Source organism: Paludibaculum fermentans (assembly GCF_051172195.1).
Classification (GTDB): domain Bacteria; phylum Acidobacteriota; class Terriglobia; order Bryobacterales; family Bryobacteraceae; genus Paludibaculum; species Paludibaculum fermentans_A.
In genome coordinates this window covers 3,873,691-3,899,195 of the sequence record NZ_JBPJAQ010000001.1, presented here as the reverse complement: position 1 = coordinate 3,899,195, position 25,505 = coordinate 3,873,691, and the positions used below count along the sequence as shown (strand labels likewise).

At 62.9% G+C, this 25,505-nt stretch carries 21 protein-coding genes, 1 tRNA gene and 1 pseudogene; 12 read left to right on the top strand and 11 right to left on the bottom strand.

All coding sequences use genetic code 11. The features are described 5' to 3' along the window. The first annotated feature begins 85 nt into the window (after nucleotides 1-85). Nucleotides 86-1,300 (top strand): hypothetical protein, encoded by a 1,215-nt coding sequence (locus ACR9Y2_RS15825; RefSeq protein ID WP_435042362.1) that lies wholly within the window; start codon nucleotides 86-88, stop codon nucleotides 1,298-1,300. Here the strand turns inward: ACR9Y2_RS15825 and galT are convergent. The 4 genes from galT to ACR9Y2_RS15805 form a co-directional block, all read right to left on the bottom strand. Beyond that, the gene (gene galT, locus ACR9Y2_RS15820) at nucleotides 1,242-2,243 is read right to left on the bottom strand and encodes a galactose-1-phosphate uridylyltransferase (protein WP_435042361.1); all 1,002 of its coding nucleotides are present in this window, start codon (nucleotides 2,241-2,243) and stop codon (nucleotides 1,242-1,244) included. The two genes, ACR9Y2_RS15825 and galT, sit on opposite strands and share 59 nt — an antisense overlap. A 42-nt stretch (nucleotides 2,244-2,285) precedes the next feature. Next, on the bottom strand, nucleotides 2,286-2,645 hold the full coding sequence (locus ACR9Y2_RS15815; RefSeq protein ID WP_435042360.1) for a YraN family protein: 360 nt from the start codon (nucleotides 2,643-2,645) through the stop codon (nucleotides 2,286-2,288). An 80-nt stretch (nucleotides 2,646-2,725) separates the two neighbouring features. Next, entirely contained in the window at nucleotides 2,726-3,262 is a 537-nt protein-coding gene (locus tag ACR9Y2_RS15810) for a methyltransferase domain-containing protein (RefSeq protein ID WP_435042359.1), read from the bottom strand. A gap of 9 nt (nucleotides 3,263-3,271) precedes the next feature. Next, entirely contained in the window at nucleotides 3,272-4,615 is a 1,344-nt protein-coding gene (locus ACR9Y2_RS15805; protein ID WP_435042358.1) for an acetyl ornithine aminotransferase family protein, read from the bottom strand. 247 nt (nucleotides 4,616-4,862) lie between these two features. Here ACR9Y2_RS15805 and ACR9Y2_RS15800 point away from each other — a divergent pair, with 247 nt between their 5' ends. After that, complete coding sequence (locus ACR9Y2_RS15800; protein ID WP_435042357.1) at nucleotides 4,863-5,198, top strand: rhodanese-like domain-containing protein; 336 nt, start codon at nucleotides 4,863-4,865, stop codon at nucleotides 5,196-5,198. 77 nt (nucleotides 5,199-5,275) lie between these two features. Further along, nucleotides 5,276-5,566: pseudogene (locus ACR9Y2_RS15795) on the top strand (arsenate reductase family protein); the annotation flags it as partial. Nucleotides 5,567-5,653: 87 nt separating this feature from the next. Here ACR9Y2_RS15795 and ACR9Y2_RS15790 read toward each other — a convergent pair. Then, complete coding sequence (locus tag ACR9Y2_RS15790) at nucleotides 5,654-6,373, bottom strand: hypothetical protein (protein ID WP_435042356.1); 720 nt, start codon at nucleotides 6,371-6,373, stop codon at nucleotides 5,654-5,656. Nucleotides 6,374-7,107: 734 nt separating this feature from the next. After that, nucleotides 7,108-7,899, bottom strand: coding sequence for a PEP-CTERM sorting domain-containing protein (locus ACR9Y2_RS15785; RefSeq protein ID WP_435042355.1), 792 nt, complete (start codon nucleotides 7,897-7,899; stop codon nucleotides 7,108-7,110). A 604-nt stretch (nucleotides 7,900-8,503) separates the two neighbouring features. Here ACR9Y2_RS15785 and ACR9Y2_RS15780 point away from each other — a divergent pair. After that, nucleotides 8,504-9,652, top strand: a complete 1,149-nt coding sequence (locus ACR9Y2_RS15780; protein ID WP_435042353.1) for an alpha/beta hydrolase — start codon at nucleotides 8,504-8,506, stop codon at nucleotides 9,650-9,652. 75 nt (nucleotides 9,653-9,727) lie between these two features. Beyond that, on the top strand, nucleotides 9,728-10,444 hold the full coding sequence (locus tag ACR9Y2_RS15775; RefSeq protein WP_435042352.1) for an MBL fold metallo-hydrolase: 717 nt from the start codon (nucleotides 9,728-9,730) through the stop codon (nucleotides 10,442-10,444). 25 nt (nucleotides 10,445-10,469) lie between these two features. On the opposite strand, the gene ACR9Y2_RS15770 is transcribed toward ACR9Y2_RS15775, so the two are convergent. Continuing rightward, on the bottom strand, nucleotides 10,470-11,510 hold the full coding sequence (locus ACR9Y2_RS15770; protein WP_435042351.1) for a sialidase family protein: 1,041 nt from the start codon (nucleotides 11,508-11,510) through the stop codon (nucleotides 10,470-10,472). 258 nt (nucleotides 11,511-11,768) lie between these two features. On the opposite strand from ACR9Y2_RS15770, the gene ACR9Y2_RS15765 reads away from it, so the two are divergent. Together ACR9Y2_RS15765 and fba are read left to right on the top strand one after the other, a co-directional pair. Continuing rightward, nucleotides 11,769-13,118: a DUF418 domain-containing protein gene (locus ACR9Y2_RS15765; protein WP_435042349.1), complete on the top strand. Its 1,350-nt coding sequence runs from the start codon at nucleotides 11,769-11,771 to the stop codon at nucleotides 13,116-13,118. A 56-nt stretch (nucleotides 13,119-13,174) separates the two neighbouring features. Beyond that, complete coding sequence (gene fba, locus ACR9Y2_RS15760) at nucleotides 13,175-14,203, top strand: class II fructose-bisphosphate aldolase (protein WP_435042348.1); 1,029 nt, start codon at nucleotides 13,175-13,177, stop codon at nucleotides 14,201-14,203. Nucleotides 14,204-14,275: 72 nt separating this feature from the next. Here the strand turns inward: fba and ribB are convergent, their stop codons facing one another. Next, a complete protein-coding gene (gene ribB / locus ACR9Y2_RS15755; RefSeq protein ID WP_435042347.1) occupies nucleotides 14,276-15,409 on the bottom strand; it encodes a 3,4-dihydroxy-2-butanone-4-phosphate synthase in 1,134 nt (377 codons plus the stop codon). Between the two features lie 159 nt (nucleotides 15,410-15,568). Between ribB and ACR9Y2_RS15750 the strand changes: the two genes are divergently transcribed. Both ACR9Y2_RS15750 and ACR9Y2_RS15745 read left to right on the top strand, forming a co-directional pair. Next, on the top strand, nucleotides 15,569-16,903 hold the full coding sequence (locus ACR9Y2_RS15750) for an FAD-dependent oxidoreductase (RefSeq protein ID WP_435042346.1): 1,335 nt from the start codon (nucleotides 15,569-15,571) through the stop codon (nucleotides 16,901-16,903). Nucleotides 16,904-16,929: 26 nt separating this feature from the next. Further along, nucleotides 16,930-19,290: a SpoIIE family protein phosphatase gene (locus ACR9Y2_RS15745; protein WP_435042345.1), complete on the top strand. Its 2,361-nt coding sequence runs from the start codon at nucleotides 16,930-16,932 to the stop codon at nucleotides 19,288-19,290. Here ACR9Y2_RS15745 and ACR9Y2_RS15740 read toward each other — a convergent pair. Then, nucleotides 19,259-20,749, bottom strand: coding sequence for an ADP-ribosylglycohydrolase family protein (locus ACR9Y2_RS15740; protein ID WP_435042344.1), 1,491 nt, complete (start codon nucleotides 20,747-20,749; stop codon nucleotides 19,259-19,261). The two genes, ACR9Y2_RS15745 and ACR9Y2_RS15740, sit on opposite strands and share 32 nt — an antisense overlap. A 51-nt stretch (nucleotides 20,750-20,800) precedes the next feature. On the opposite strand from ACR9Y2_RS15740, the gene ACR9Y2_RS15735 reads away from it, so the two are divergent. From ACR9Y2_RS15735 to ACR9Y2_RS15725, 3 genes are all read left to right on the top strand, one after another. After that, nucleotides 20,801-20,893, top strand: a tRNA-Ser gene (locus ACR9Y2_RS15735). Nucleotides 20,894-20,966: 73 nt separating this feature from the next. Further along, a complete protein-coding gene (locus ACR9Y2_RS15730) occupies nucleotides 20,967-21,617 on the top strand; it encodes a hypothetical protein (protein ID WP_435042343.1) in 651 nt (216 codons plus the stop codon). An 89-nt stretch (nucleotides 21,618-21,706) separates the two neighbouring features. Next, nucleotides 21,707-23,035, top strand: a complete 1,329-nt coding sequence (locus ACR9Y2_RS15725; protein WP_435042342.1) for an ATP-binding protein — start codon at nucleotides 21,707-21,709, stop codon at nucleotides 23,033-23,035. Here ACR9Y2_RS15725 and ACR9Y2_RS15720 read toward each other — a convergent pair. Both ACR9Y2_RS15720 and ACR9Y2_RS15715 read right to left on the bottom strand, forming a co-directional pair. After that, nucleotides 23,013-24,194 (bottom strand): MFS transporter, encoded by a 1,182-nt coding sequence (locus tag ACR9Y2_RS15720; RefSeq protein WP_435042341.1) that lies wholly within the window; start codon nucleotides 24,192-24,194, stop codon nucleotides 23,013-23,015. The genes ACR9Y2_RS15725 and ACR9Y2_RS15720 overlap by 23 nt on opposite strands. Nucleotides 24,195-24,248: 54 nt before the next feature. Further along, complete coding sequence (locus tag ACR9Y2_RS15715) at nucleotides 24,249-25,400, bottom strand: hypothetical protein (protein WP_435042340.1); 1,152 nt, start codon at nucleotides 25,398-25,400, stop codon at nucleotides 24,249-24,251. Between the last annotated feature and the right edge of the window lie 105 nt (nucleotides 25,401-25,505).

Genomic DNA, 25,505 nt, shown 5'->3' with positions numbered 1-25,505 from the left:
AGCCCAGGTTGATCCGCCTTGGTGCTCTGCGGATGATGTGTTGCTGCAGGAACAAATCTTCTTCTCGCGGTTTCGAATCCAGCGAATGCCAACAGCCGCGCCCCTCTCATCTATCCGCCGCGGCCTGCATCGGGAGCACGCAACTGTCGCGTCAGGTAAACACGAGTTCTGGTGGCTGGTATTCCTGGAATCGACCCTGTTCTTCTCCCAGTCCTTCTGGGAATCGGGCCCTCCCTATGCGGAACCATCCTTCCACCCTTGGCCGTTCACGGCAGTCACCCTGCTGGCGGCCACCATCGCGCTGTTCCTCTGCCATCTCGGCCCAGCCTTCCTCGCCGCCCGGCGTACATCAGGCCAATTGCCGCAGGGTGGACTCCTGCTTGTCTGGCTCGCCGCAGGCTACCTGGAGTGCATCCCGGCCCTCGCCAGGTCAATAGCATTCCCCCTCTCAGAATCGGCGCCCTTTCAGGAACTTCACATGGGCATTTTCACGAGGACCTACCCCGCCGCATGGCTGGGGCTGACCGCAATCATCTTCCTTCTCGGGTGGACCCGGGCCGCCTGGAGGCCCTTCGCCGCCATCAGTTTCGGAACCGCCGTCGGCTTGTTGGCCTGGAGTCTCTCCTCGCTATGGCATGGCCTCGGGGTCCTGAATCCGTACTTCTCCCGGCCACCCTCTCAACTGGAATGGCTGATCGGGAAGCGGACCATTCTGGCAGCCGCTCCCGCCATTGCCATCGCCTGGCGTCTCGGCGCAATTGCGTCCAACACCACTCGGATTTGGATCAGCGGTGTCGCTGGACTCTGGTTCCCCGTCGTCCTGTCACTGCTGGCGGCATCACTGGCCGCGGAGGCCGGCTCGAATCTCCATTGGCAGCCAACCCTTGTGCGGGGCTTCTACTGGGCCTTGTTCGGCCCAAACGGCCGCTCCACGGCAACGGCGGCCGCCGTTGGGCTGCTCACCCTACTGGCCCCCGCCCTGGTCTGCGCCTGCTCCCTTCGACTCGTGGCCCAAGCCCGGGCCTGGCCCTGGAAGAGTTGGCTTCTGCCGATGGCCGCCATTCCGGTCATTCTCGTATTCAGCGGCCTCCTACAGCCGGGCGGAGAAGAGATGAAATACATCTGGGATAGCCCGTTCCACGATTTCTGGACCGCTAGTGTCCTTCTCATCGGAGCCGCAACCTGGGTAGTGGTCCTGCTGGGCAGTCGCCCGCACCCGCCGCAACCAGGCACCGCCGAGTCTACGGCAACCCAATATCCCGCAGAAAACGCGCCGCCTCCTCCGGAGGTGTCGGGTTGATATAGAACCCGGTCCCCCACTCAAAGCCGGCCAGCTTCGTCAGCTTCGGGATGATCTCCACATGCCAGTGATAATGCTCCAGCGGACCCACTTGCAGCGGAGCCGTATGGATTATCGCGTTATACGGCGGCTGCTCCAACGCCTTGTCCAGCTTCCGCAGCACCGTCCGCATCACCCAGCCCAGGTTGTGGATCACCGGAGCCTCCGTCGTCGCGAACCGCGAATTGTGCTTCCTCGGCACCACCCACAGCTCGAACGGAAACCGCGCCGCATACGGCGCCAGCACCAGGAAATGATCCGTCTCGAACACGATCCGTTCCTGCGTCTGCAACTCCTGCTGCATGATGTCGCAGAAGATGCACCGCTCGCGGAACTGGAAGTACCGCAGCGACCCGTCCAGCTCTTCCTGCACCCGGTTCGGCACCACCGGCAACGCAATCAATTGAGAGTGCGGATGCTCCAGCGAAGCTCCGGCCGCCGCCCCGTGATTCTTGAACGCCATCACGTAGCGCAGCCTCGGATCCTTCTGCAAATCCACAATCCGGTCGCGGAAGGCGAAAAACAGGTCCGCCACCTGTTTCTCCGGCATCTCGGCCAGTGACGTCATGTGATCAGGCGATTCGATGAGCACCTCGTGCGCGCCCACGCCATTCATCCGGTCGTAGAGCCCCTGGCCCTGCTTGTCCAGATCGCCTTCCACGCGCAGCGCCGGAAACTTGTTCGGCACCACGCGCAGCGACCAGCCCGGTTCGTTCGGGCCGCCAGATCCGCGATAGGCCAGAATCTCGGGCGGAGTATTCTTCTCATGTCCTGGACAGAAAGGACAGTGGCGGCCACCCTGCGGGATCACGCGCTCCCGTGTGAAATCGGTCGGACGGCGTGCCCGGTCGGTGGCGATGATCACCCAGCGTCCGGTGATCGGGTCTTTTCGGAGATCAGGCAACTCGTGAAACCAGTTCTACAGTCTACTGAGTATTTAGAATACCTAATCTGAACGGTGCAGTGACCACGAGTCGGGAATGTGCCGGATCTCGAACGGCTCGAATAGTACCGTTACCAGATCGAACCGGGCCTTCTCCTCCGGAATCCGCCAGCGCCGCAGGAAGAACCACGCCGCCCGTCGCAGCCGTTTGATCTTTTCTTCCCCAATCGCCCTTTCCGGATCGCCGAACTCCGCATTTCGCCTGGATTTCACTTCGACAAACACGAGACGGTCCCCGTCCCACGCCAGGATGTCAACTTCACCCCTCCGGGCCGGATCCGCCCAGTTGCGCTCCACCACCTGAAAACCCTTTGTTTGCAGATACCTGTGAGCCAGATCCTCAGCTCGCCGGCCCCACGCCAATGCCGGCTTCCAATGGCGCAAACGCCAGCGGTGCCGCAATCCGTCGCAGAATCTGTAAACTGGCCCCAACAGCAAAGCTGTTATTTCAGGACTTCGAACTCGAACTCCATCACTTTGCCTCGCACCACGAAGCAGAGGTAGTGCTCCCAGAAACGCCGGAAGCGCGGAAAGGCGTTCACCAGCAGTTCAAAGCCGAGATACCTCCACAGAGCAAGTAGCTTCACGCGCACTTTCTTCTCACGAAATCGTGCAGTGGAGTAGTAGCCATAACCCGCGTTATCGTCCCCGAAATAGCGGAATGAGAACGAGTTCAGGTGCCACTTGTGGGTCGGATCGCAGAAGGACGAAAAATCCGTATAGTGCGGAGTCGCCAGGAACACCCGGCCGCCACCCCGCACCAGCCGGTGAAACTCCTCCATCGTCTTCAGGACATCGCTCACATGTTCAATGACATGAATGGCTTGCAGACCGTCGAAGGAACTGTCCTGGAACGGGTATGGGAAGTGATCCAGGTCGCACAGAACGTCGGCGCGGCTGCGCGCATTGCGGTCAATCCCCACCGAGCCCGGCAACTTGTTGATGCCGCAGCCGACGTCCAGAATCAGCGGTCGAGTCACCTCAATAGTCTAGCCGCAAACCGCCTGGATGCACTCTTCCAGCACGCCCAGGGCATGGTTCGCCTGATCCTTGCTCAACACCAGCGGCGGGGAGAGCCGGATCGAATTCTGCCCCGCGCCCAGCACCAGCACGCCGCGCTCGAACGCCATCTGTTCGATCCGGTTCCGCAGCTCCGGAGCCCGCTCCTTCGTCTGCTGGTCCTTCACCACCTCAAAGGCCAGCATCAGCCCCAGTCCGCGTACATCCCCTATCACCGGATACCGGCTGACCCATGTGTCCATCCGCTGCCGCATCTGCGCTCCAACCACGGCCGCATTTTCAATCAACTCCTGCTGCAGCAGTTCAATCGTGGCCAGCGACGCCGCCACACTCACCGGATTCCCGCCGAAGGTGGAAGCGTGCGCGCCCGGCTTCCACTGCATATACTGCGCCTTCGCCACCGTCGCGCTCAGTGGCAGCCCGCTGGCGATCCCCTTGGCCAGGGCCACAATGTCCGGCTCCAGGCCGAAGTGCTCGCTCGCAAACAACTTGCCTGTCCGCCCCATGCCGCACTGCACTTCATCGGCTACCAGCAGGATCCCGTGCCGGTCGCACACCGCCCGCAGTTCGTCGAAAAACTTCCTCGGCGGCACCACATAGCCGCCCTCGCCTTGCACCGGCTCGACGAATACCGCCGCTACCTCTTCGGCCGGCAGGATCGTGGTGAAGAGTTGCTTCTCCAGCACCTGTACGCACTCCACCGCGCACGTCTCCGGCTGCTTGCCATACGCGCAGCGGTAGCAATATGCATACGGGATATGAGTCACCCCGCCCATCAGCGGCGCAAACCCGCGCTTCTGGACACTCTTTGAACCCGTCAACGACAGCGCCCCCATCGTCCGGCCGTGGAAACCGCCCAGGAACGCCACAAACTTATCCCGGCCCGAGTGATACCGCGCCATCTTGAGCGCCGCTTCAATTGCCTCGGCCCCCGAATTCCCGAAGTACACCCGCTTCGGATCCGGCCCCGGAGCCAGCGCCGCCAGCTTCTCCGCCAACTCCACCATATTCTCGTAGTAGAAGTCCGTGCCCGACATGTGGAGAAACTTCTCCGCCTGCGCGCGCACCGCCGCCACCACCTTCGGGTGGGCATGCCCCGTGGCCACAACCGCGATGCCCGCGTTCATGTCCAGAAACCGGTTGCCGTCGACATCCTCGACCATGGCCCCCTCGCCGCGCGCAATCACCAGCGGGTAACTGCGCGTATAGGAAGGGGATAGAACCTTCTCATCACGCTCCACCACCGCCCGCGCCTTGGGACCAGGCAGGGACGTGCGAAGCATCGGCAAATCCTGCCGCTCAGGGAGCTGCATGACGACCTCCTCAAATTGTGTCGGACTGGGGGTTCTGGACTGAAGTGCACTGGCGGGCGCTGTGCCCGGGCCGTGCCTAGTCGCTGCCGAAAAGTGAGGGCCGGACGCTGGCCGGTGTCGCCGTCATAGGTCGATTCTACGCCAAATCCCCCAGATTGGATATCCCTGAAATCGTTCACCACTCCGCTGCCCGGATGAGTATGATTGTGAGATCCGAAACCCAGCTCACACTGCGAAAGGATTGGCTATGGCAGAACTGTCCTACGAGTTGACCCCCGCTGAAGCAAAATCGAAGCTGGATGCCGGCGAGGCGCTACTCATCGATGTGCGCGAACCGCAGGAACACCAACTCTGCGCCATCGACGACGCTGAACTCATCCCCATGAATACGGTGCCCCAGCAACTGCAGCATCTGGAGGAACTCGCTGACGAAAAGGTCGTCATCGTGTTCTGCCACCATGGCGTCCGCAGCCTGAATGTCGTCAACTGGCTGCGCCGCCAGGGCGTCGAAAACTGCACGTCCATGGCCGGCGGCATCGATGCCTGGAGCGCTCAAATCGACCCCGGCGTGCCTCGCTACTAGCCAATCCCCTCTACGAAAGGAACCCATCCCGCATGGCGTTGAAGTATTACACGAAGCCCACTTGAACCACCTGTCGCAAGGCCAGGAGTTTCCTGACCGAACACAAGATCGAACCCGAGACCATCGATCTCAACAAGGGTCTGAGTGAAGCCGAACTCGACAGCCTCATCGGCAAGGCCGACTATCTTCCCTTCCTCAACACTCGCAACGAGCTTTACCGTGAGATGAACATGAAGGCCAACCCGCCCACCCGGGCTGAGGCGATTCGCCTGATGTCGGCCAATCCGAACCTGATCAAGCGGCCCCTGCTCGTCAAAGACGGCAGGATCCTGTTCGGCTTCGACGAATCTGAGTGGAATCGAATCTAGCGCCGGGACGTTAGCTCCCTGACACCCTCGCAGGGGCGCAAATCGCCGCCCGCGGGGCGTCCGGTTCACGCTCCGGCGCGATGCCCGTCAGTTCGCCAGTCCGGCGAACGCGGGCTCAGGGTGCGGAAAATGGACACCAGCGCCGATCGACGGCAGAAACCGGATCCCGCGCGGACTGGATGACACGACCGTCGACTCGATCAGCTCAGATGTCATCGAATCCACAATCGGGGCGAAACGGTCGCTGTAGGAATCACTCTCAAACCGCAGAATCTGGATGTCGCAGTTGTACTTGGGCTCGAAGTACTTCGGGATCGTCTCGCCCCTGTACTGCAGCGGCCGCCCGCCAATCCGCCCCAGGATGTAAGCGGAGTGGTTCCTGGTCGTGGCCGTCGCAATACCCATCGCGCCCCCCAGCAGGCGTCCCCAAGCCCATACGCCCAATGCCAGGCGGACAGCCTCCGCCGTGCCGCGCATTCTTTCCGACAGCACCCATCCGCCCACTTCCACCACCATCGCCCCCGCTGTTTGCGCCGCGCGCATGTCGGCTTCCACGGCCGACCGCAGCTTAATCCCGCACTCCGGGCAGGCTGCCATCTTTGTATGGCTGACGTTCAAATTCTCAAACTTCGTCTGGCGGGGATGCACCAGCATGCGAACGCATCCCTCCACCGCACCGCCGTCGCCCAGGGAGAGCAGATGCCAGGAGAGCGCATCGGTCGAAGAGGCATCGCGTCCGTCCGCAGTCAACTGCGAAGCCCGCAGGGCACCCTCTTCCACCGCAATCCGCCCGCGCAACCTCTGCACTTCACCTATCAATCGCCGGTGCTCGTCTTGGCTGACGGCCACATTCTGAAAGGGCCTGGGGATACTGGCCGATTCTGGTGCAAGCACAATGTGCCGTCGGCCTTCGGCCATGTGACTCTGGGCGGGAAGTCTCATTGAATCATCCTCTTGCGTTTCGAATTGGTCATTTCGCGCGGACTGTCTTCCCGGCGCCGCGATGGCGGGCCGAAGAGACGGGGTACAGCTAGGCATGACCGCCCGAAACCAGATTGGCTCCGGGTGAAACTTCGAGGACTGTTTCGTGAGCCCTCCCAGTAGATCAGATGTCGCGGAATTATGGAAGCGAAGGCGGAAGCCGGTGCGCTGCTGATATCCGCAAACATGATCTGATGCCTGTACAGTCCATCGTCGGACTCACGGCGTTCCGTTAGCCTCGCAAAGGCGGGGGCTACTCGATTTTGGAGCCAGCGCACATTAAAAGAATCAATATGTTGCGGGGAAACTAATCCAATGGCGAGGAGTACAAATGGAGAAAATTAGCAGGTGCTGAGAGCTATTCGGGCGGGGATTAGGTAGACTTCGGGGCCGTCTCGCGTAAGGTATCGTAAGGTAGTAGCCGGCGAAAAAAAAAAGCCGGCGGGAGAACAGAATTCTCCCGCCGGAAGCGTACTAGTCTAATTGTCTGTGCGGCGCGCTCAAAAACTTCAAACTCAAGTTGAATCCGATGTCCCGGCGCGTCCCTCTATTTTCGCTTTTTATTTCTTGCGGCGCAGGATAGACAAGCCCAGCAAACCTGCTCCAATCCCGGCCAGTAGCCCGGTTGAGGGCTCTGGAACTGCCGCGGAGGTCGCATTGATGGTGCCGCTATAGCTGGCCACAACGCTGCCGCCCGGCACAGAAACCGCCGCCAGCACGTCCTGGTACGACTGCCCCAGGAATTCCGCGCCGAACACCCCATTGAAGTTGTAGTCAATGAGTCCCGTGTCGAGATTCCGCATCACGCCCCGAACTGAAAAATTCGCATTCGAAGACAGGCCAGCCGTCGAATCGTTGAAGTTCGAGAGGTTGTACGGAGACTGGAAAGGCGCCGGCGCAGACGGAGTGCACGTCTGCGAGACCGCCTCAGGCGCTCCGCAGTCCAGCGACGAGTATGAGCCAATGTCGATGAACGTCAGATCCAACGCATAACGGAATGCAGGATTTGTGAACGTCAACCAGTTCATCACGAGGATCGGCACCCCCGCCGGTTGGGCCGGAACAACTCCGGCCGTCACGCTACGATCGACAATCGTGCCCGGGTCCAGGAATCCCAATGTCGAAAAGACCCCAGTCCCGGGAGCAAGTGCCCCCAGGTCCCCGGTGCCGTTGAGCGGATCGCCCGCGATTATGGGGTCATAGTCGATCGTGGTCTGGGTGACCTCGGCCGAGCCCCCAACTGTAATGGTTCCATAAATTGGGGCGGCCTGGGCTGTGCCCATGATGGCCATCAATATTACCGCCGGTAGTAGTACGTGCCGGACGGTTTGTGCGTTGTTTGGGTTCTTCAAACTTATTCCCCTCCTGTTTGCCGCGAAGAAAGGCGATCTCCGTTCTACTCGGAGACACCTGCGACGAAGTTGCTGTTGCCTGAATATACCCGAGAATATACTTATTATCAATCATTAATGCGCTTATTTCGATATATAGGTATGGCCCCCGGCGTGCGCCTCGATGAAACAGCAAAACTGCCACTCAGCCTCACCAGCCACGACACTTTTTGGTTTCGAACCACAACATACTAAAACCGTTACCGGTCGCCGGCCATCAACATCATCACATCAAAGGCTTTACCCGGATTCGTGACTTCTCAGAGGCGGTAAATAGTTCCGGACCATCCCGCTTTTCATATTTATTCTCCAGCGCACTCCAAGCCGCCAGACTTCTTCCTAACATAACCATTTGCAGGTACTTACCCTCTCCTGGAAACAAAATCATTCATACCTCCAATCACCCACGAACAAAATGCGAAGATGTAGAACAGAACTGATTATCCGGGCCCTGCCGGCTCGGCCGCGGTGCCGCCATCCCCCCAAACCACTCCCCGCCGCCCTGCAAGCCGCACTCGGGCACGCCCCGCCCCAGTCCCGGCCCATCCGTGATAAACCTATTCCTGTGATTTCCCGTCGCCGCCTCGCCTTAGCCGCCGCTCTCCCGGCCATCATGAAGACCCAAGCGCAAACCCAACCACCTTATAAAGGGCCCCTCGCCAAGTTCTCCGGCCAAGTCAAAGACTCCGATTTTGACTCCCTGGAATACTCGCTACTTCGCTATAAGGAGATGCCGCGCCGCCTCGGCTTCCAGGCTACCGACCGCAAATCCGCCGAGGCCTGGCAGAAGAAGCTCCGGGCCAAAGTCACCGAACTCGTCGGCGGCTTCCCCCAACAGCGCACCCCGCTGCAGCCGCGCATCCTTGAGACCAGGGAGTTCCCCGGCTACACCCGCGAAACCGTCGTCTTCACCTCACGCCCCGGCCTCGAGGTCTTCGGTTACCTCATGATCCCCAAAGGCAAAGCCAAACCCATGCCAGCCGTCATCAGCATCCCCGGCCACGGTTTCGGGGTGAACGACATCTCCGGCATTGACGACAAAGGCAATGAACGCACGGTCAAAGGCCCTTACGCCTACGACTACGCCCTCCAGATCGTGGAAAACGGCATGGCCGCCCTCGCCATTGAACCCCTCGGATTCGGTTGCCGCCGCGACGCCGCCGCCCGCTCCAAGAACGGCGGAACCTCCTCCTGCCAGCCCTCAGCCGGCGCCGCCCTGCTCTTCGGCGAGACGATGGTCGGCTGGCGCGTCTGGGACATCATCCGCTCCGTCGACTACCTCGAAACCCGCAAGGAGTTCGATCCCAGGCGCATCGGCCTCATGGGCATCTCCGGCGGCGGCACCTGCACCGTCTTCGGAGCCGCCCTCGAACCCCGCATCAGCGCCGCCTTCGTCAGCGGCTACCTCAACACCTTCCGCGACTCCATCCTCAGCCTCTCCCACTGCATCGACAATTACGTCCCCGGCATCCTCCAGTGGTGCGAGCAGTACGACGTCGCCGGCCTCATCGCCCCCCGCCCGCTCTTCTGCGAATCCGGCGTGAAGGATCCCATCTTCCCCGTCAACGCCTTCAAGGAATCCTTCGCCAACGTCAGCAAAGTCTACGAGGCCTTCGGAGCCCAGGACCGCATCGGCCACGAGATCCACCCCGGAGCCCATGTCTTCTCCGGCAAACAGGGCCTGCCGTTCCTCGCCAAACACCTCAAAGCCTAACTGTATCTTCCTCATAGGCGCGGCCCGCCCATGCCGCGCCTTCTCCACCCTCCGCTTGGACCTATACTGAAACCCATGCGGATGCTTCTCCTCACCCTCGCGGCCGCCGCCGCCCTCACTGCCCAAACTCATCCCACCGTCGAGTTCAACACCAAGTCCGGTCCCCTCAAACTCACTGTCATCAAACACGCCAGTTTCATGCTGGAAGCCGGCGGCCAGGTCGTTCACGTCGACCCCACCAGCCCCGGCAACTACACCGGGCTCCCCCAGGCCGATCTCATCCTGGTCACCGACATCCATGGCGATCACAACGACCCCAAAGCCCTCGCCGCCGTCCGCAAGACTTCCTCCAAAGTGATCGCACCCAAGGCCGTAGCCGAGAAGCTCGAAGGAGCCCAGATCCTCGCCAATGGCGAAACCACCAAAGTGGGCGCCTGGACCATCGAAGCCGTGCCTATGTACAACCTCAAACGCGGTCCCTCCGAAGGCAAACTCTTCCACGACAAAGGCCGCGGCAATGGCTACATCGTCACCTACGGCGGCTTTCGCCTCTACATCTCCGGCGACACCGAGGGCATCCCCGAGATGCGCGCCCTCAAGAACATTGATCTGGCCCTGGTCTGCATGAACCTGCCCTACACCATGACGCCCGAAGAAGCCGCCGACGCCGTCAAGGCGTTCAAGCCCAAGGTGGCGACCCCGTATCACTACCGGGAGTCCGACCTCTCCGTCTTCGAAAAGGGATTGGCGGGCAGCGGCGTTCAGGTGAAGTTGCTGGATTGGTACAAGTAATCGCGCAGCCTGAATCGGCAGCGGCCTATCGCCACTCCGGCACAAGCGTGCCAGGCGGCTCCACAAACTCCCGATTGAACCGTGTGAAGGTCACAAACTGGGACAACTCGGTCACGCCGCGCTCCCACAGCACCCCCACGGTGCCATCCTTCAGCAACGTGATATCCGAGTAGGCGGCGATCCCGCCACTCAGCGTCTTCTGGTTGATCCAAGTCTGCCCCTCGTCGTAGCTGACCCGCAACGCCAGGTGCCGCCGCCCGGGTCCATCCGGACCGGTCCATAGCAGCCGGTTCCGGTCGCTGCCTGCCGCCTTCAGGCTGAAGCGCTCAATGGACGTTGCCACCGCGGTCACGGTCTGCCCGGTAGTCGGCCAACTCCACTCGCTACCCTCGTTCCGGCTCACCGTGACAAACCGCCGCTCGCCATTGCCCTGCCGGACGTCCATCATCACTGAGCCGTCCGCCAGCTCCACCACCTGGTTTTCGTCACCCAGCACCGCCACCAGTTCACCCCGCTGCCAGGTCGTGCCATGGTCATCGCTAAACACCACATACGGACGCATCAGTTCGAGCGAGCCCAACCAACCCGTAGCGCCCCCCATGACCTTGCATGTATCGGGACACATCGCGGCGGGTATGACGAGACGCCCGCTCTTCGTCTGAATAGCTCCGCCCGGTCCGAAGAACATGGAGCCCCACCGCTCGAAGTCGCGCGCCTCCTTCGTGATATCCCGAGCCGCCGACCACGTCCGCCCCATATCGTCGCTCCACCGCAACCACGACTGGCAGTCATCAGTGCCCGGCCGGCTATTCACTGAGCCCTTGCCCGGCTTCCAACGATTGAAGGCCAGCCAAATGCGTCCCCCCGCCCGGTCCACCACAATGGACGGATTCGACGCGCTCCACTTCTCGCCGGGGTCATCCACCACCACCAGCTTCGACCACGTGAGGCCGTGGTCCTCACTGCGCTTCATCACCAGGTCAATATCCCCGCCGCCGGGATCGCTCTTGTTGTCCTTCCGGCCTTCCAGCACGGCCAGCAGGGATCCGTCCGCTGCGGTCACCACGGCTGGAATCCGATACCCCGTGTACCCTTCTTCACCAGATTTAAAGACGTCTGTGTGAGTCAGGAAGGGCTCCGCGGCTTGACCCATTGACGCGGTTAGCAATGAGAACACCAGGCAACGCAACTTCATAAAATGCAGGCAAAGTCTAACATATCCACCCCGGCGCCGATGTCGACGCAACCCCTCTCTGCTTCTCAACGGCTCCTGCCGGTGCAACCCGTGCTAGGCTGAACCAAATCAACCTGGGAGGACACCGCCGTGTCCACTGCTCTGGCACCTGTTCAGGCAAATCAACGCCTCACCCTCGTCGACGCCCTGCGCGGCCTCGCCGTCCTCGGCATTCTGGCGATGAACATCGTCGGCTTCGCCTTCCACCCCACGGTCTACAGCGATCCCACTGTGGCGGGCGGCTCCACCGGCGTCAACCTGTGGACTTTCCTCGTCGCCGGAGTCGTCTTCGACGGCAAGATGCGCGGCATCTTCACCTTGCTCTTCGGAGCCGGAGTCTATCTCCTCACCACCCGCGCCGAGCAGCGCGGCGGAGGCGCCTTCATCGCCGATATCTATTACCGGCGCACGCTCTGGCTGCTTCTGTTCGGCATTGCCCACGCCTACCTTCTCTGGTTCGGCGAAGTCCTCTTCCCCTACGCGCTGCTGGGCCTGGCCCTCTACCCCTTCCGCCGGATGTCGGCCCGCGGCCTCATCTGGCTCTGGGCGCTCCAGGTCGTCTTCATGATCGCCTACGGCATCTACGACGCCCGTGATCTGACGGAAAAGCACGACATCGCCGTCGCCGCCGCGCCCCTCAAGAAAGCCGGCAAGACCCTCACCGAAGACCAGGAGAAGGCTCTCTCCTCCTGGGAGGAGCGCGCGAAGCACGACAAACCCGAGGCAGCGGCCGTTAGGAAGTACACGACCCTCAACACCACCGGTTTCGTGAATTCGGTCAAAGCGCGCATGCCAATCGTGCTCTGGTGGCACAGCCTGTCGATCTACTCACCCCTGCAGTACGACCTCTTCGCCATGATGCTGCTAGGCATGGCGTTCATGAAGACCGGAGTCCTCACCGGAGAACGCTCCACCGCCTTCTATTGGAAGATGATTGCCGCCGGCTATGGCGTGGGCTTGCCCCTCACCTATGCCCAACTCCGCCTCCAGGTGGACGGTAGCTTTTCGATCCTCGCCAACGCCTGGGCCGGCGCCTGGTACGAGCCCGCCCGCATCGCAGTTTGCCTCGGCCATGTCGCGCTCATCGTCCTCGTCTTCCGCCACGCCCGGCTCGCGGGCATCCGCCGCATCTTCGCCGCCACCGGCCAGATGGCCCTCACCAACTACCTCATGCAGAGCATCCTCTGCACCCTCTTCTTCAATGTCCTGGGGTACCACAGCCAACTCCAGCGCTACCAGATCTACTACGTCGTAGCCGCCATCTGGCTGCTCGAACTCGCCTGGAGTCCGCTCTGGCTCCGCCACTTCCAATTCGGCCCGTTTGAGTGGGCCTGGCGCTCCCTCACTTACTGGCAACGCCAACCGATGCGGCTGCAATCCGTTACATTCGACCCCCAAATTGAGCCTCGCGAATCGATACCTGCCAGGTCAGAGGTGTAGTAAAATAAACTTGAAAACAGGATTCATAGGTCCTAATTCGGCCCAAGGAGATTTACATGGCTCTCGTTTCAATGCGCCAGCTTCTCGACGAAGCGGCTAAAGGCGGCTACGGCATTGGCGCCTTTAACGTCAACAACATGGAGCAGATTCAGTCCATCATGGAGGCGGCTCGCGAAACGAAGTCGCCCGTGATCGTCCAGGCTTCCCGCGGCGCCCGCGCTTACTCGCAGGATCGCTTTTTGTATCACCTGATGCTCGCCGCCACTGAGATCTATCCCGAGATCCCCACCGTTCTGCACCTCGACCACGGCAATAGCCCCGCCACCTGCATTTCCGCCATCGACATGGGCTTCACCTCCGTCATGATGGACGGCTCGCTCATGGAAGACGGCAAGACCCCCTCCTCCTTCGAGCACAACGTTGCGGTCACCAAGGAAGTCGTCGAGTACGCCCATGCCCGCGGCGTCACGGTCGAAGCTGAAATCGGCTGCCTCGGCGGTATCGAAGACGGCCACGGCTCCGGCGGCTCCGGTCTCGATCACGTCACCGACCCGGCCCAGGCGGAAGATTTCGTCAAGGCCACCGGCTGCGACGCCCTCGCCATCGCAATCGGCACCTCCCACGGCGCCTACAAATTCACCCGCAAGCCCGACGGCGACGTCCTCAAGATGGACATCCTCATCGAGATCCACAAGCGCCTGCCCACCACCCACCTCGTGATGCACGGCTCCTCGTCGGTTCCGAAGGAACTCATCGACATCATCAACCAGTACGGCGGCAAGATGAAGACCACCTTCGGCGTCCCCGTCGAAGAGATCCAACTCGGCATCAAGAATGGCGTCCGCAAGGTCAATGTCGACACCGACAACCGCCTCGCCATCACCGGCGCCATCCGCAAGGTCTTCATGGAGACCCCCGAGAAGTTCGACCCCCGCGACTACCTGAAGCCCGCGCGCGAAGCCATGAAGAAGGTTGTGGCGGAACGCATGGTCCAGTTCGGCCAGGCCGGCCACGCTGGCGACTACACCTCCAAGCCGCTCTCCGAGATGGCCGAGATGTACAAGTCGCAGCTCGTCAGCGCATAGTACTTTCCACGGAAACACGACAGGGCGCGGATCACTCCGCGCCCTGTTTGTCTTTCCACTCGGTCAGCCCGCCTAGAGCGGCAGTTGCTCGACAATCTCGATATTGAAACCTTCCAACCCCACCACCTTGCGCGGGTGATTTGTCAGCAGCCGGATCCGCTTCAGTCCCAGGTCCGCCAGAATCTGCGCGCCAAATCCAGTCTCGTGCTGCAGTAGCCTCTGCCCCTCCGGTGTCGCGTAATGCATGTACGCCCGGGTGTGGGACATCAGACGCGGCAACCCGCCCGTCGGATCCGGATTAATCTGCCGGATGCCCGGTCCCGTCTGGTGCAGGTACACCAGCACGCCGGCGCCTTCAGCCACAATCCGCTCCAGCGAGGCCCGCAGGATCCGGTGGCAATCACATTCGGTCGAATGGAACACATCCCCGTAGGTGCACCGCGAGTGCATCCGCACCAGCGCCGTCGAGGCCTTCTCCGGCTCTCCGTAGACCAGCGCCAGATGCGTCTCCGGATCGATCGTCGACGAGTAGGAAATGGTGCGGAACTGCCCCAGGTCCATCGTGAGCGTGCCCTCGGCCGCCCGCCGCATAATCCGCTCGTTCTCCATCCGGTAACGGATCATGTCCGCCACCGAGATCAGCAGCAGCCCGTGCTTCTTACAGAACTCCACCAGTTGAGGGACCCGCGACATCGTTCCGTCGTCGTTCATGATTTCGCAGATCACACCGCCCGGCCGCATGCCGGCCAGCCGCGCCAGATCTACTGCCGCTTCGGTCTGACCGGAGCGCACCAGCACTCCGCCCTCCCGCGCCCGCAGCGGGAACATGTGCCCCGGCCGCGCCAGATCCGCCGGCCGCGAATTCGGGTCGATCGCCACCTGGATCGTCTTCGCCCGGTCCGCCGCCGAGATCCCCGTGCTCACTCCTTCCGCCGCGTCGATCGCCTCGCAGAACGCCGTCCCGAATTGCGACGTGTTCTTCTGCGACATCATCGGCAGCGCCAGCCGGTCGCAAATCTCGGGCGCCAGCGCCAGGCACACCAACCCCCGTCCGTGCACCGCCATGAAATTGATCGCTTCCGGCGTCGCAAACTCTGCGGCCAGTGTCAGGTCTCCCTCGTTCTCACGGTCTTCGTCATCGACAACAACCAGCATCCGGCCCTGACGAAAGGCTTCCAGAGCCTGCGGAATCGTGGCAAAAGGCATAAGGTCCTACGTCTTCATTATGAGCGATGAGAGGCTCTTCACCCTAACCACGCCAGCCCCTGTGTAAGCCTCGTGAAAATCAGACAACTGGATCAACTTAGCTGGTTCCCAGGGCTCGCGCCGGGTGTATACTTGGGCCGTCTCAAGGAGACTTATGCCATGTTCGCTGAAGGAAATCCCGAAGTCTTAGTAGTGGGCGCCGGCCCCGTTGGACTGCTGGCAGCCCTGGATCTGGCCAAACAAGGCATTATCGTCGAAATTGTTGATTCCGGAGTGTGGGCCTGCAAACACAGCTACGCCCTCGCACTCTACCCCCAAACCCTCAGCCTGCTGCGCGAGCTCGGCGTGCTCGACCGCGTCATGGGCAGCGCCTATGCCGTTCGCACGCTTGCCCTCTGCGATCGCGGCGGCACGCGCGCCAAAGTCCGCCTGGGCGATCCCTCCGATCCGCTCGCCTGCCTGGCCGTCGTCCGCCAGGACGTCATTGAGGATATGTTCGAGCACGCCCTGCGCGAAGCCGGCGCCGCCGTCCACTGGCGCCACGACATCTCCGCCCTGCAGCCCACGCCCAACCACATTACCGCCACCGTCGACCGCCTCGAACGCGAATCGCGCGGCTACGTCGTGGCCCACAATGAGTGGGTGGTCGGCCGCCGCTGGGACATCCAGGTGCCCTTTGTCATCGGCGCCGATGGCTACAACTCGCGTGTCCGCCGCACCCTCAACATTGAATACCCGGAGGTCGCCCCCGCCCAATACTATGCGGTCTTTGAGTTCGAGACCGACGCCAAGCTCGGCGACGAAGCCCACGTCGTGTTCGGACCCGGCACCAGCGACGTGCTCTGGCCCCTGCCCGGCGGCCTGTGCCGCTGGAGCTTCCAGCTCACCGACTATCACGACACCGTCGCCGAGGAGATGAAGGACCGCCTGCTGCGCTCCGGCTTCGGCTACTTCCCCACCGAACGCGCCAAAGACCGCACCGAAGGTTCGCCGAACAAGTACCCCGCCGTCCTCGACCAGAGCCACCTCATTGACCTCATCGCCTCGCGCGCTCCCTGGTTCGAAGCCTCCATCGGCCGCATCCACTGGCGCACCGTCGTCCGCTTCGAGCGCCGCCTGGCCGGCAGTTTCGGACAGAATCGCATGTGGCTGGCCGGAGACGCCGCCCACCTCGCAGGCCCCGTCGCCGTCCAGAGCATGAACATCGGCTTCTTTGAGGCTCATGAACTCGCCACCGCCGTGGCCGGCATCCTGCACGGCCAGGGCACGCTCGCCGATCTCGACGCCTGCGGCGACCGCTGGCACGGCGAGTGGCGCCGCCTGCACGGCCTGGAAGCGCACCTCGAACCGACACCTGAAACGGATCCCTGGGTCGCCGAACATGCGGCCGACCTCCCCGCCTGCCTGCCCGGCTTCGGCGCCGAAGCCGCGCGCCTGGCCGCTCAGTTGGGCCTCTATGCGCCACCGGTGCTGAGCAAAACTGCGGTACCTTAGGCGGTATGTCATTTGCAGGTAGAGTCGTGCGATTGGTGGTAATCGCCACACTCTCCTATCAGTTAGCACAGACTGTCGACTCCGCCCACTTCCACTTTGGTGGTCCGGCCCGGCCCTTTGACCTCGCCTCGGGCACGCTGCTCGTCGCCTCCACCCGGCCGGCGGCCGTCCAGGCGGGCCTCCGCGAAGGCGACACGATCCTCTCCCTCAACGGCCGGGTCCTGCTGCAGCGCACCCAGTTGGATGAGCACCTCCGCTCCGTCCCTGCCGGCGCCGTGCTGCGCGTCTCCTTCCTGCGCCCGGGCCAGCCCCCACAGGAAGCAGCCATCACCCTCGCACCGGCCGGCAGGGCCGATCGCACCTGGACAGAAGTGCTCATGTCGCTGTTCATGGAGTTCGTCACCCGTTGGTTCTGCCTGACCCTGGGCCTGTTCGTTGTCATCATGCGTCCGTCCGACCCGCTGGCCTGGCTGGTCCTCGCCATGATGCTCAGCTTCAGCAACCTGGAATCCAGCTTCAGCAGCCTCCCCGACGGCTGGCCCCAACCCTTCCGCGCTCTCGGCATCTGGTACTCCACCTTCCTGCAGCGCAGTTGGCCCCTGTGGATGCTACTCTTCGGGCTCTTCTTCCCCGACCCCTCCAAGAAGCTCAAGTACGTAGCCTGGACGCGCTGGGCCGTGGGCCTGCCCATCTTCCTCTTCGCCCTGGTCAACGCGTTCGTGCAGGCGTTCGAACACTCCGGCCAGCCGGTGAATCCTACACTCGGCCGCCTGGTCGATCAGGCCAGCCCGGTCGTCATGCTGCTGGGCTTCCTGGCCATCGGCCTGTTCTTCATGTCGTTGCAGCTCAAGCGCTATTCGACGGCCGACCCCGATGCCCGCCGCCGCCTCAAACTCCTCTTCTGGGGCGCCAACGTCAGCCTTTCGCCCATCTTCGCCGTCATCGTCTACACCTCCGTCACCCATGTCAGCGTCGGCTCAGTGAACCCCGTACTGCTGGCCGCTGTGGTGCTGTTGCTGTTCCTGTTCCCCGCGACGCTGGCTTACGTCCTGGTGGTGGAGAAGGCCATGGACGTGCGCGTCGTCCTGCGGCAGGGCCTGCAATACGCGCTGGCCCAGCGCGCCATGCGCATCCTGCTGGCCATGCTCACCATGGGCATCATCTATCTCACCTTTGAGACCCTCAGCAACCCGGCCACGCGCCGGCCCATGCGGCTGCAGGCGATTGCCCTCTGCGGGGCGGCCATCATCCTGCTGCAGCGCGGCTCCGGCAAAGCCGCCCAGTGGATCGACCGCCGCTTCTTCCGCGAACAGGTGGAAACCGAACAGGTCCTCGTCCAACTAGGGGAGGAGGTGCGGCACATCACGAACCCGGAGGAGCTCAAGCAGCGTGTCTGCCAGCGCATCTCAGAGTCGCTCCACGTAGCCAGGGTGGAGATCACCGCCAACGGGCCCGGTTCCGGGCACGAAATCGCCTTCCCGCTCTCCGCCGGCGCCAACCAGCTTGGCCATCTCATCCTGGGCCCCAAGCTGAACGAGGAACCCTACTCCGGCAGCGACCGCCGGCTGCTGCAGACCGTCGCCGGTCACACCGCCCTGGCCCTTGAGAACGCCCGCCTCACCTCCGCCGTCGCCCACGAGGCGGCCCAGCGCGAACGCATCCACCGCGAACTCGAGATCGCCCGCGAAGTCCAGGAGCGGCTCTTTCCCCACCATCCGCCCGCCGTCCCGGGCCTCGATTACGCCGGCCGCTGCCGCCCCGCCCAATCCATCGGGGGCGACTACTACGATTTCTTCCTCACGTCCGAAGGCCGCCTGATCGTCGCCCTCGGCGATATCTGCGGAAAGGGCGTACCGGCCGCCCTGCTCATGGCCAGCCTCCAGGCCTCGCTGCGCGGCCTGTGCGCCGGAGGGGTGAACGACCTCGGCGAGATCATGGGCCACCTCAACCGACTGGTCTTCGACGCCACCCCGCGCAACCGCTTCGCCACCCTGTGGTGCGCCGTCTATGACCCCCAAACCCGCATCCTGCGGCACTCCAGCGCGGGCCATGGCGATGCCTTGATCCTGCGTGCCTCCGGTGCAAAGGAAAGGGCCGGTGTCCGCGGCCTTGCCCTGGGGCTCACCCGCACCGCCCGCTACTCCTGCGGCGACCTGCACCTGCAACCCGGCGACGTGGTCGCCGTCTGCACCGATGGAGTCACCGAGGCGCACAACCTGGGCCGTGAGGAGTTTGGCGACGAGCGCTGGGAAACGGCGCTGCAGGCGGCCGCCACGCTAGCGCCTGCCTCCATCCTGGACGTCATCATCCAACAGGTGGATGCCTTCGCCGGCGGAGCCGAGCAGCACGACGACATCACCGTGATGGCGTTGCGGGTCCAATCGTGATCTTCCGCCAGTGCGCCGGCGACGGCGGCTTGTCTCCCACCAGCGTGTGCTGGAATAGCCGGATCACCGTTTTCGGGCCTCCGGACGGCAGCGCCTGGGTGACGGTCTGCATCGCAGCGCCCTCCACCAGCTTGCTGAACAGCCGCTGGTTGTTGGCGTAGATCTCCAGCCGCCAGGCCCGGTTCTCTTCGGCCGCCACCTCCAGCTTCATCAGCCTGCCGCCGCGCAAGTCGGCTGTGGTCGACAGGACAACCCCCCGGACCTCATCCCTCGGCCAGGTCACCAGTACGTCATTGTCGAGATAAGTGATCCCGCGGATCCCGCCCAGGCCTCCGCCGGCGCCGCCGAATCCGGCCCGCTCCAGTTGCCAGCGCGGATCCCAGTAACGCGTCAGCTCCTCCAGCTCGAAGAACTCCGGCTTGACCTCCGGCACGGACAGCGGCTGCCGCGCTATGTTCATGATTCTAGGCGCGATGCCGGAAATCCGTTCGTCCACCGGCGGATCGAACGTGATGGGTCCCATGCGGTTGCCGGCGATCCGGTTCTGGAGTTTCTCCACCAGCATGGGCGGGAGGCCTTTCATGCCGCGCAGGGCGCCCACCACTGCTCCGGCATTGGCCGCGTTGCAGTCGGCGTCGGTGAAATCGGCCGCTCCAAAGGCCAGGTTGACCGTCTTGAGGAAGTCGCCCTCCCCGAAGTAGACGCTCATGGCGACCAGCGCCCCGTTGGCGACCGCATTGTTGGTGGCCGGATACTCGATGTGCCAGCGCTCCTCCAGGGCATTCGCAATCTCACGCGGCGGCCGGCCCGCCTTGGCCATGGACAGGAACTGGTCCAGGGCCTTGCGATAGGGTGAGCGCTGGTCGATGAAGGCAGCCGCCTTCTCGACAATCTGCCTGGGATCGGTCTCGGAGTAGGCCAGCGAGACCATGGCCGCCACGAACACACCGCCCTCCACCGCTTCGGCCCAGCCGTTGATGCGTCCGTAGTACCGCGCCAAGCGGGCCGCCAGCGCCGGATTGCCGGGGGCCAGCATGCCGTAAATATCCGCTGAGAACTGCGGCCCGATGGTGAACCAGAGCCGGTTGTAGCGCGGATGGCCGGTATCCGGAGGCTGGATGCCGCGCTGCATCAGGAGCCTGGCCTGCTCCGACGACCCCCAGGAACCGGCATTGTCTTCCTTCCATTGCGCACCCAACTGCTGGATGGTCAGCCGTGGACCGTACTTCTCGAACGCGCGCAAGGCCACGATCTCGTAGTAGTAGTCATCGTCCACCGGAGCGGGTCCGCGGAACGTGGACGGCAGGTCGGAGATCCATTGGACCGAGGCGGGCTTGTGCTCGAAAGGGAACCCCATGTTCGCCCCCAGGATCTGGGCCGTAAATGCCGCCCGTGTACGGTCTTCCACGGACTGGGCATACAGCGAACAGGAGAGGAACAAGAGGAGGGCAACGCGCATACAGGCCTGGATCCATGCTACTATGCGGAAAGACCAGCCCACACACTTCGCGGAGAGGTGGCTGAGTGGTCGAAAGCAGCGGTTTGCTAAACCGTCGTAGGGTGTAAAGCTCTACCGAGAGTTCGAATCTCTCCCTCTCCGCCATTCCCGTCCTCCATCTACCCCGGCTACAATTCCCCATGCCAATTCCATGTCCCTCCAGGTAGAATCGAAATCGATGCTGTGGCAATTGGTTGGCGGAGTTCGCGGCTTACTCATGCTGGCCGGTCTCGCGGCCGCCGGGACGCTGATTCCCTGGAAGTTCGGGTTCATGTTCCTGGACCCGGCCATCATCCTGCCTTATACGGCGATTGCGATCCTGTTCGCTTCCAACTTCGTGGCTGGAGGGGTGGTGGGCCAGGATGACATGGGCACGATTCGGGGCGTCACGTTCGGGGGAACTCTCTACGGCTGGCTGTGCTGGGTCCTGATCCTGGGCACTGCTTTTGCCGCCCTGGCCGCCTTCCGCGACCGCGTCGTGCTGCCGCCGGCGGGCATGCTTACCGCCCTGGCCCTCTTCACGGCCTGCGTCGCCTGGCTGAGCGCGTGCCTCGCCGCCCTGGTAGCCGTCCAGGTTTTCACTGCCAAGGCGGCCCGCGACCTGATGCGCATGGGCTTCTTTTTCATCGTCCTGCTGACGCTGATCGTGCCTCGCTTCCTGCCGGCTGCGTGGCGCGCCTCCGGTGCGAAAGTGCTGACCGGCGAGCAGTTGCCGCTGCTGCTGGGCATCGCCGGACCGGTGCTGGTCTGCCTGGGCTTCCTGGCCCTGCGCCGGATTCCGATCCTGCTGGCCGACCGCCACCTGGGCCTGTCCATCACTGGGGAGTGACCGGGCAGGCGCGCTGATTTTCCGGGAATCAGCGAACCAAAGACGAAGGACCTCTCAAGCCAATTCCACCTACAGCCGATAGGAGGTGGGTGAGTGTCGATTCCGTACTTCCCCTGACCGCAGACGCGGAAGAGATTAAATTCGTCCCGCCGGTGCCGGAGACCATGGATGACCTGGGGCTCTCGCAGTCGATGGTGGAGCAGATGATCCTGAAGACCCTCTACTTTCGAGGGGATTCTTCCGGCCGTCTGCTGGCCAGTTCGATGGGCCTGAACTTCAGTGTGATCGGACCGTTGATCGAGTCGATGAAGCGCCAGCACCTGCTGATGGCGAAGAGCAGCCTGGGTATTGGCGATATCAGTTCGACGTTCGCGCTGACGGAAGCGGCGCGCGAACTCACGCGCGAATACATGGAATCAAACTCCTATGTGGGGCGCATCCCGGTGCCGCTGGAGCAGTACACGGTGGGCGTCAAGATGCAGCGGAACCGCGCTGACTGGCTCAGCAAGGACATGCTGAACAACGCCTTCAAGCACATGGTGGTGAACGAAGCGACCATGAGCCACCTGGGGCCAGCGGTGAATGCCGGCAAGTCGTTCCTGATCTATGGCCAACCGGGCAACGGGAAGACCTACCTGGCCGAGGGACTGTTCAACATTGAATCGGAGCCGATCTACGCGCCGTTCGCCATCGAGTACCAGGGCCAGATCATCCAGCTTTACGATCCCAACTATCACAACCGGCTGGACCAGGACAATTTCGAGGTCAGCGCGTTCCATCGGGACCTGGATTTCGACGGACGCTGGTTCCAGTGCAAACGGCCGTTCATCATGTCGGGCGGCGAACTCGCGTTGGAGATGCTCGACCTGAGCTTCAATCCGGCTTCGAAGATCTACGATGCTCCGTTCCAGCTCAAGGCGAATAACGGCATCTATCTCATCGACGACTTCGGCCGGCAGAAGGTGACGCCGGCGGAGGTACTCAACCGCTGGATTGTGCCGATGGAGCGCCGCATCGACTTTCTGACGTTCCGCACGGGCGGAAAGGCGCAAGTCCCGTTCGAGTGTTTCCTGGTGTTCTCCACGAACCTGCGTCCGGAGCAGTTGGGCGACGAGGCCTTCCTGCGCCGCATCCAGTACAAGATGTTCGTGCGGTCGCCGGAGGTCGCGGAGTTCATCAAGATCTTCAAGCGTTTTTGCGATAGCCAGAAGATCGAGTGCGACGACCTGACGATTGAGGAGTACATCGACAAGAAGTACATGCGGGCGGGCAAGCGGTTCCGCCGCTGCCAGGCGCGCGATGTGATCACGCACGCGATTGACCTGATCCGCTTTGAGCGCAAGCCTTACAAACTGACGTTCGATGTACTGTCGCACGCCTTCGACATGACGTTCATCAGCGAAGAGTACGAGACTTAGGCGGAACCTGCAACATAAAGATGTAGATGAGGACGCCGGCGAGCAGCACGCCGGACGAGGTCAGGAACGCAGCCAGAAACGTGCCGGTGCGTTCGACGAGATAGCCCGTCACGACCGGTGCGACGACTCCGCCGAGATTACCCACCGCGTTCTGTAGGCCAGTCCACTTGCCGGAAGCGCCGGCACCGGCCAGATTCTGCGACAGCGCCCAGCAATTCGACGTATACAAGCCCAAGCCGCAGAAGGCCAGCACGAGGAACGTCATGGAGAGGACGTGGGACGGCACGGTGGCGAAGGGCAGCATGATGGCTGTGAGCAGCAGTCCGGCGATCATGAAGTTGCGCCGCAGCGGCACCACTTCCGCGCCCTTGGCGATCATCCGGTCAGAGATCCAGCCAGCCGTGATGGTGCAGACCGCGGTGACGCATAGCGGGAAGGCGTTGTAGATCGACATCATGCCCATGCTGAAGTGCCGTTCGCGGATGAGGAACGAGGGCAGCCAGGTGAGCAGGAGATACCAGTTGTAGTTGAAGCAGAACAGGCCGATAAACGTGGCCCAGGCGGAGCGGCTGGCGACCAGTTCCAGCCAGCCCGGGCCTTCCTGTTTCTGCTGGCCGGCCGTCGTATCGCGCGGCGAGTAGTAGAGCCACGGGACGAGCCAAGCCAGGCTCAAACCGCCGGTGAGGATGAAGAACCAGCGCCAGCCGTATACGCCGATCATCCAGCCGCCGAGGAGAACGCCGACAGCCGGACCGAACTTTGTGGCGGCGTCGATGATGCCGTTCGCCAGCCCGCGCTCTTCCTCTTTGAAGCCCTTGGAGAGGATCTTGGAGTAGGCCGGGTAGGCGACCGACTCGCCGATGCCCAGCAGTAGCCGGAACGCGACAAGGGCCGCGAAGCCGGTGACCATGCCCATGGCCAGGGTGGCCACCGACCAGACCAGGAAGCCGAGGGCGTAGACCCGAGCGACATCGTAGCGGTCCACCAGCCAGCCGGCGACGATCTGGAACAGCGCGTAGGTCCAAAAGAAGGCGGCGAGGAGGAAGCCCATCTGCGAATCGCGCAGGCCGAGCTCCTTTGTGAGCTGCGGAGCGGCGATGCCCAGGTTGCCGCGATCCATGTAGTTGATCAACACGGACACGGCCAGCAAGAGGAGCATGGGCCAGTGGGATGGGGTGCGCTTGGCGTTGGAAGTCACAAAGCGGGCAGTATATCAGTTGCCCAATGGAGCCGTGACAGAATTCGGGTTGCGGAGGGCGTCGCGGACGCCCTGCCCGCCCAACCGGCGGTACATGCGGTCGACGGCGGCCCACGACCAGGTGTAGAAGATGCGCGCCTGTTCGGGCGAGGAACCGAGAGCGGGCGGAGAGTGCAGACCCTGCACGGAGGCGACGTCCGCGGCGGTGGGGCGTTCGCCAGACCAGCGCATGGCCATGCCTTCGTGGAACCAATGGGGGAAGCGGCCGCGCGCGGTGAGGCAGGCGTGGACGAGCTCGTGGGCCACGGCCTGGCGCGCTTCGCGCTGGAAAGCCTGCCGGAAGAGGACAACGCGGATGCGTCCATCGAACTGGCCGCCGCTCCACTCTTCCGCTCCGGTGGTGGCGCGATAGGCTTCCTGGTTCTGGAGCACGAGGGGCAGCTGTTCCTTCAGTTCGCAGCCCAGTTCCGCGTCGAGCCGGGCGTACTCGTCGTTGGCCGCCGACAGGACCTCGGCCGCGGTGCTTTCGGGAATTTCCTCGCTGTTGTAGCGCAGGACGAAGCGGTAGCCGCGGAGCTTGTTGCGGCTGGTATCGCCGGCGATTTCCGCCCGCGCCTTGCGCATGAGGGCATCGACGGAGGGATTCGGCGCCAGGGCCTGCGACTCCGTCCAATAGGCCAGGGCCAGCTTGGGCTCATCGCCGCGGTAAGCGGCCAGGCCGGCCAGGGCCAGGGTGAGTGGATCTGCGCGGCCTGCATGTTTGAGCTCCGCCTCGATTTTCTGGAGGGCCAGCCGGGGTTGATTCGCTTCTATGAGAGCGAGGACTTCGCCGGCACCCGGACGGGCCGAGGCCTCTTCTTTCAGGCGAGCGGTCTCGGCGCGCAGCATCTTTGGCAGTTCCAGCTCCGATGCGTCCCGCAGCCCGGCACGATAGGACTCCAGTCCGTCCAGTTCGCTCGCCAGCACGTAGCCGGTTTGTCCGGCGGAAGCCACCTTGTAGCAGGTGCCGGCGTCACCGGAGATGGAAAAGCGGACCTGGACGGCCGTGTCCGCGGGCAGGCGCACCAGGGTATCGGCATCGGTGGAGCAGGCGGAACGCAGGACGGCCCCGCCGCCGTGGATTACCGGATCACTGGCCAGAAGCAGGAGAGCGAGAAGGGGGGCCACTGACGAATCTATCGGCGGAAGCTCGCCGCGGGTGCAGGCCCGCGTTATTCTGGATCGTGGCTCCGTCGCCAGAGCGGCACCGTCCCTGCCGTACGCGAAGGAGTC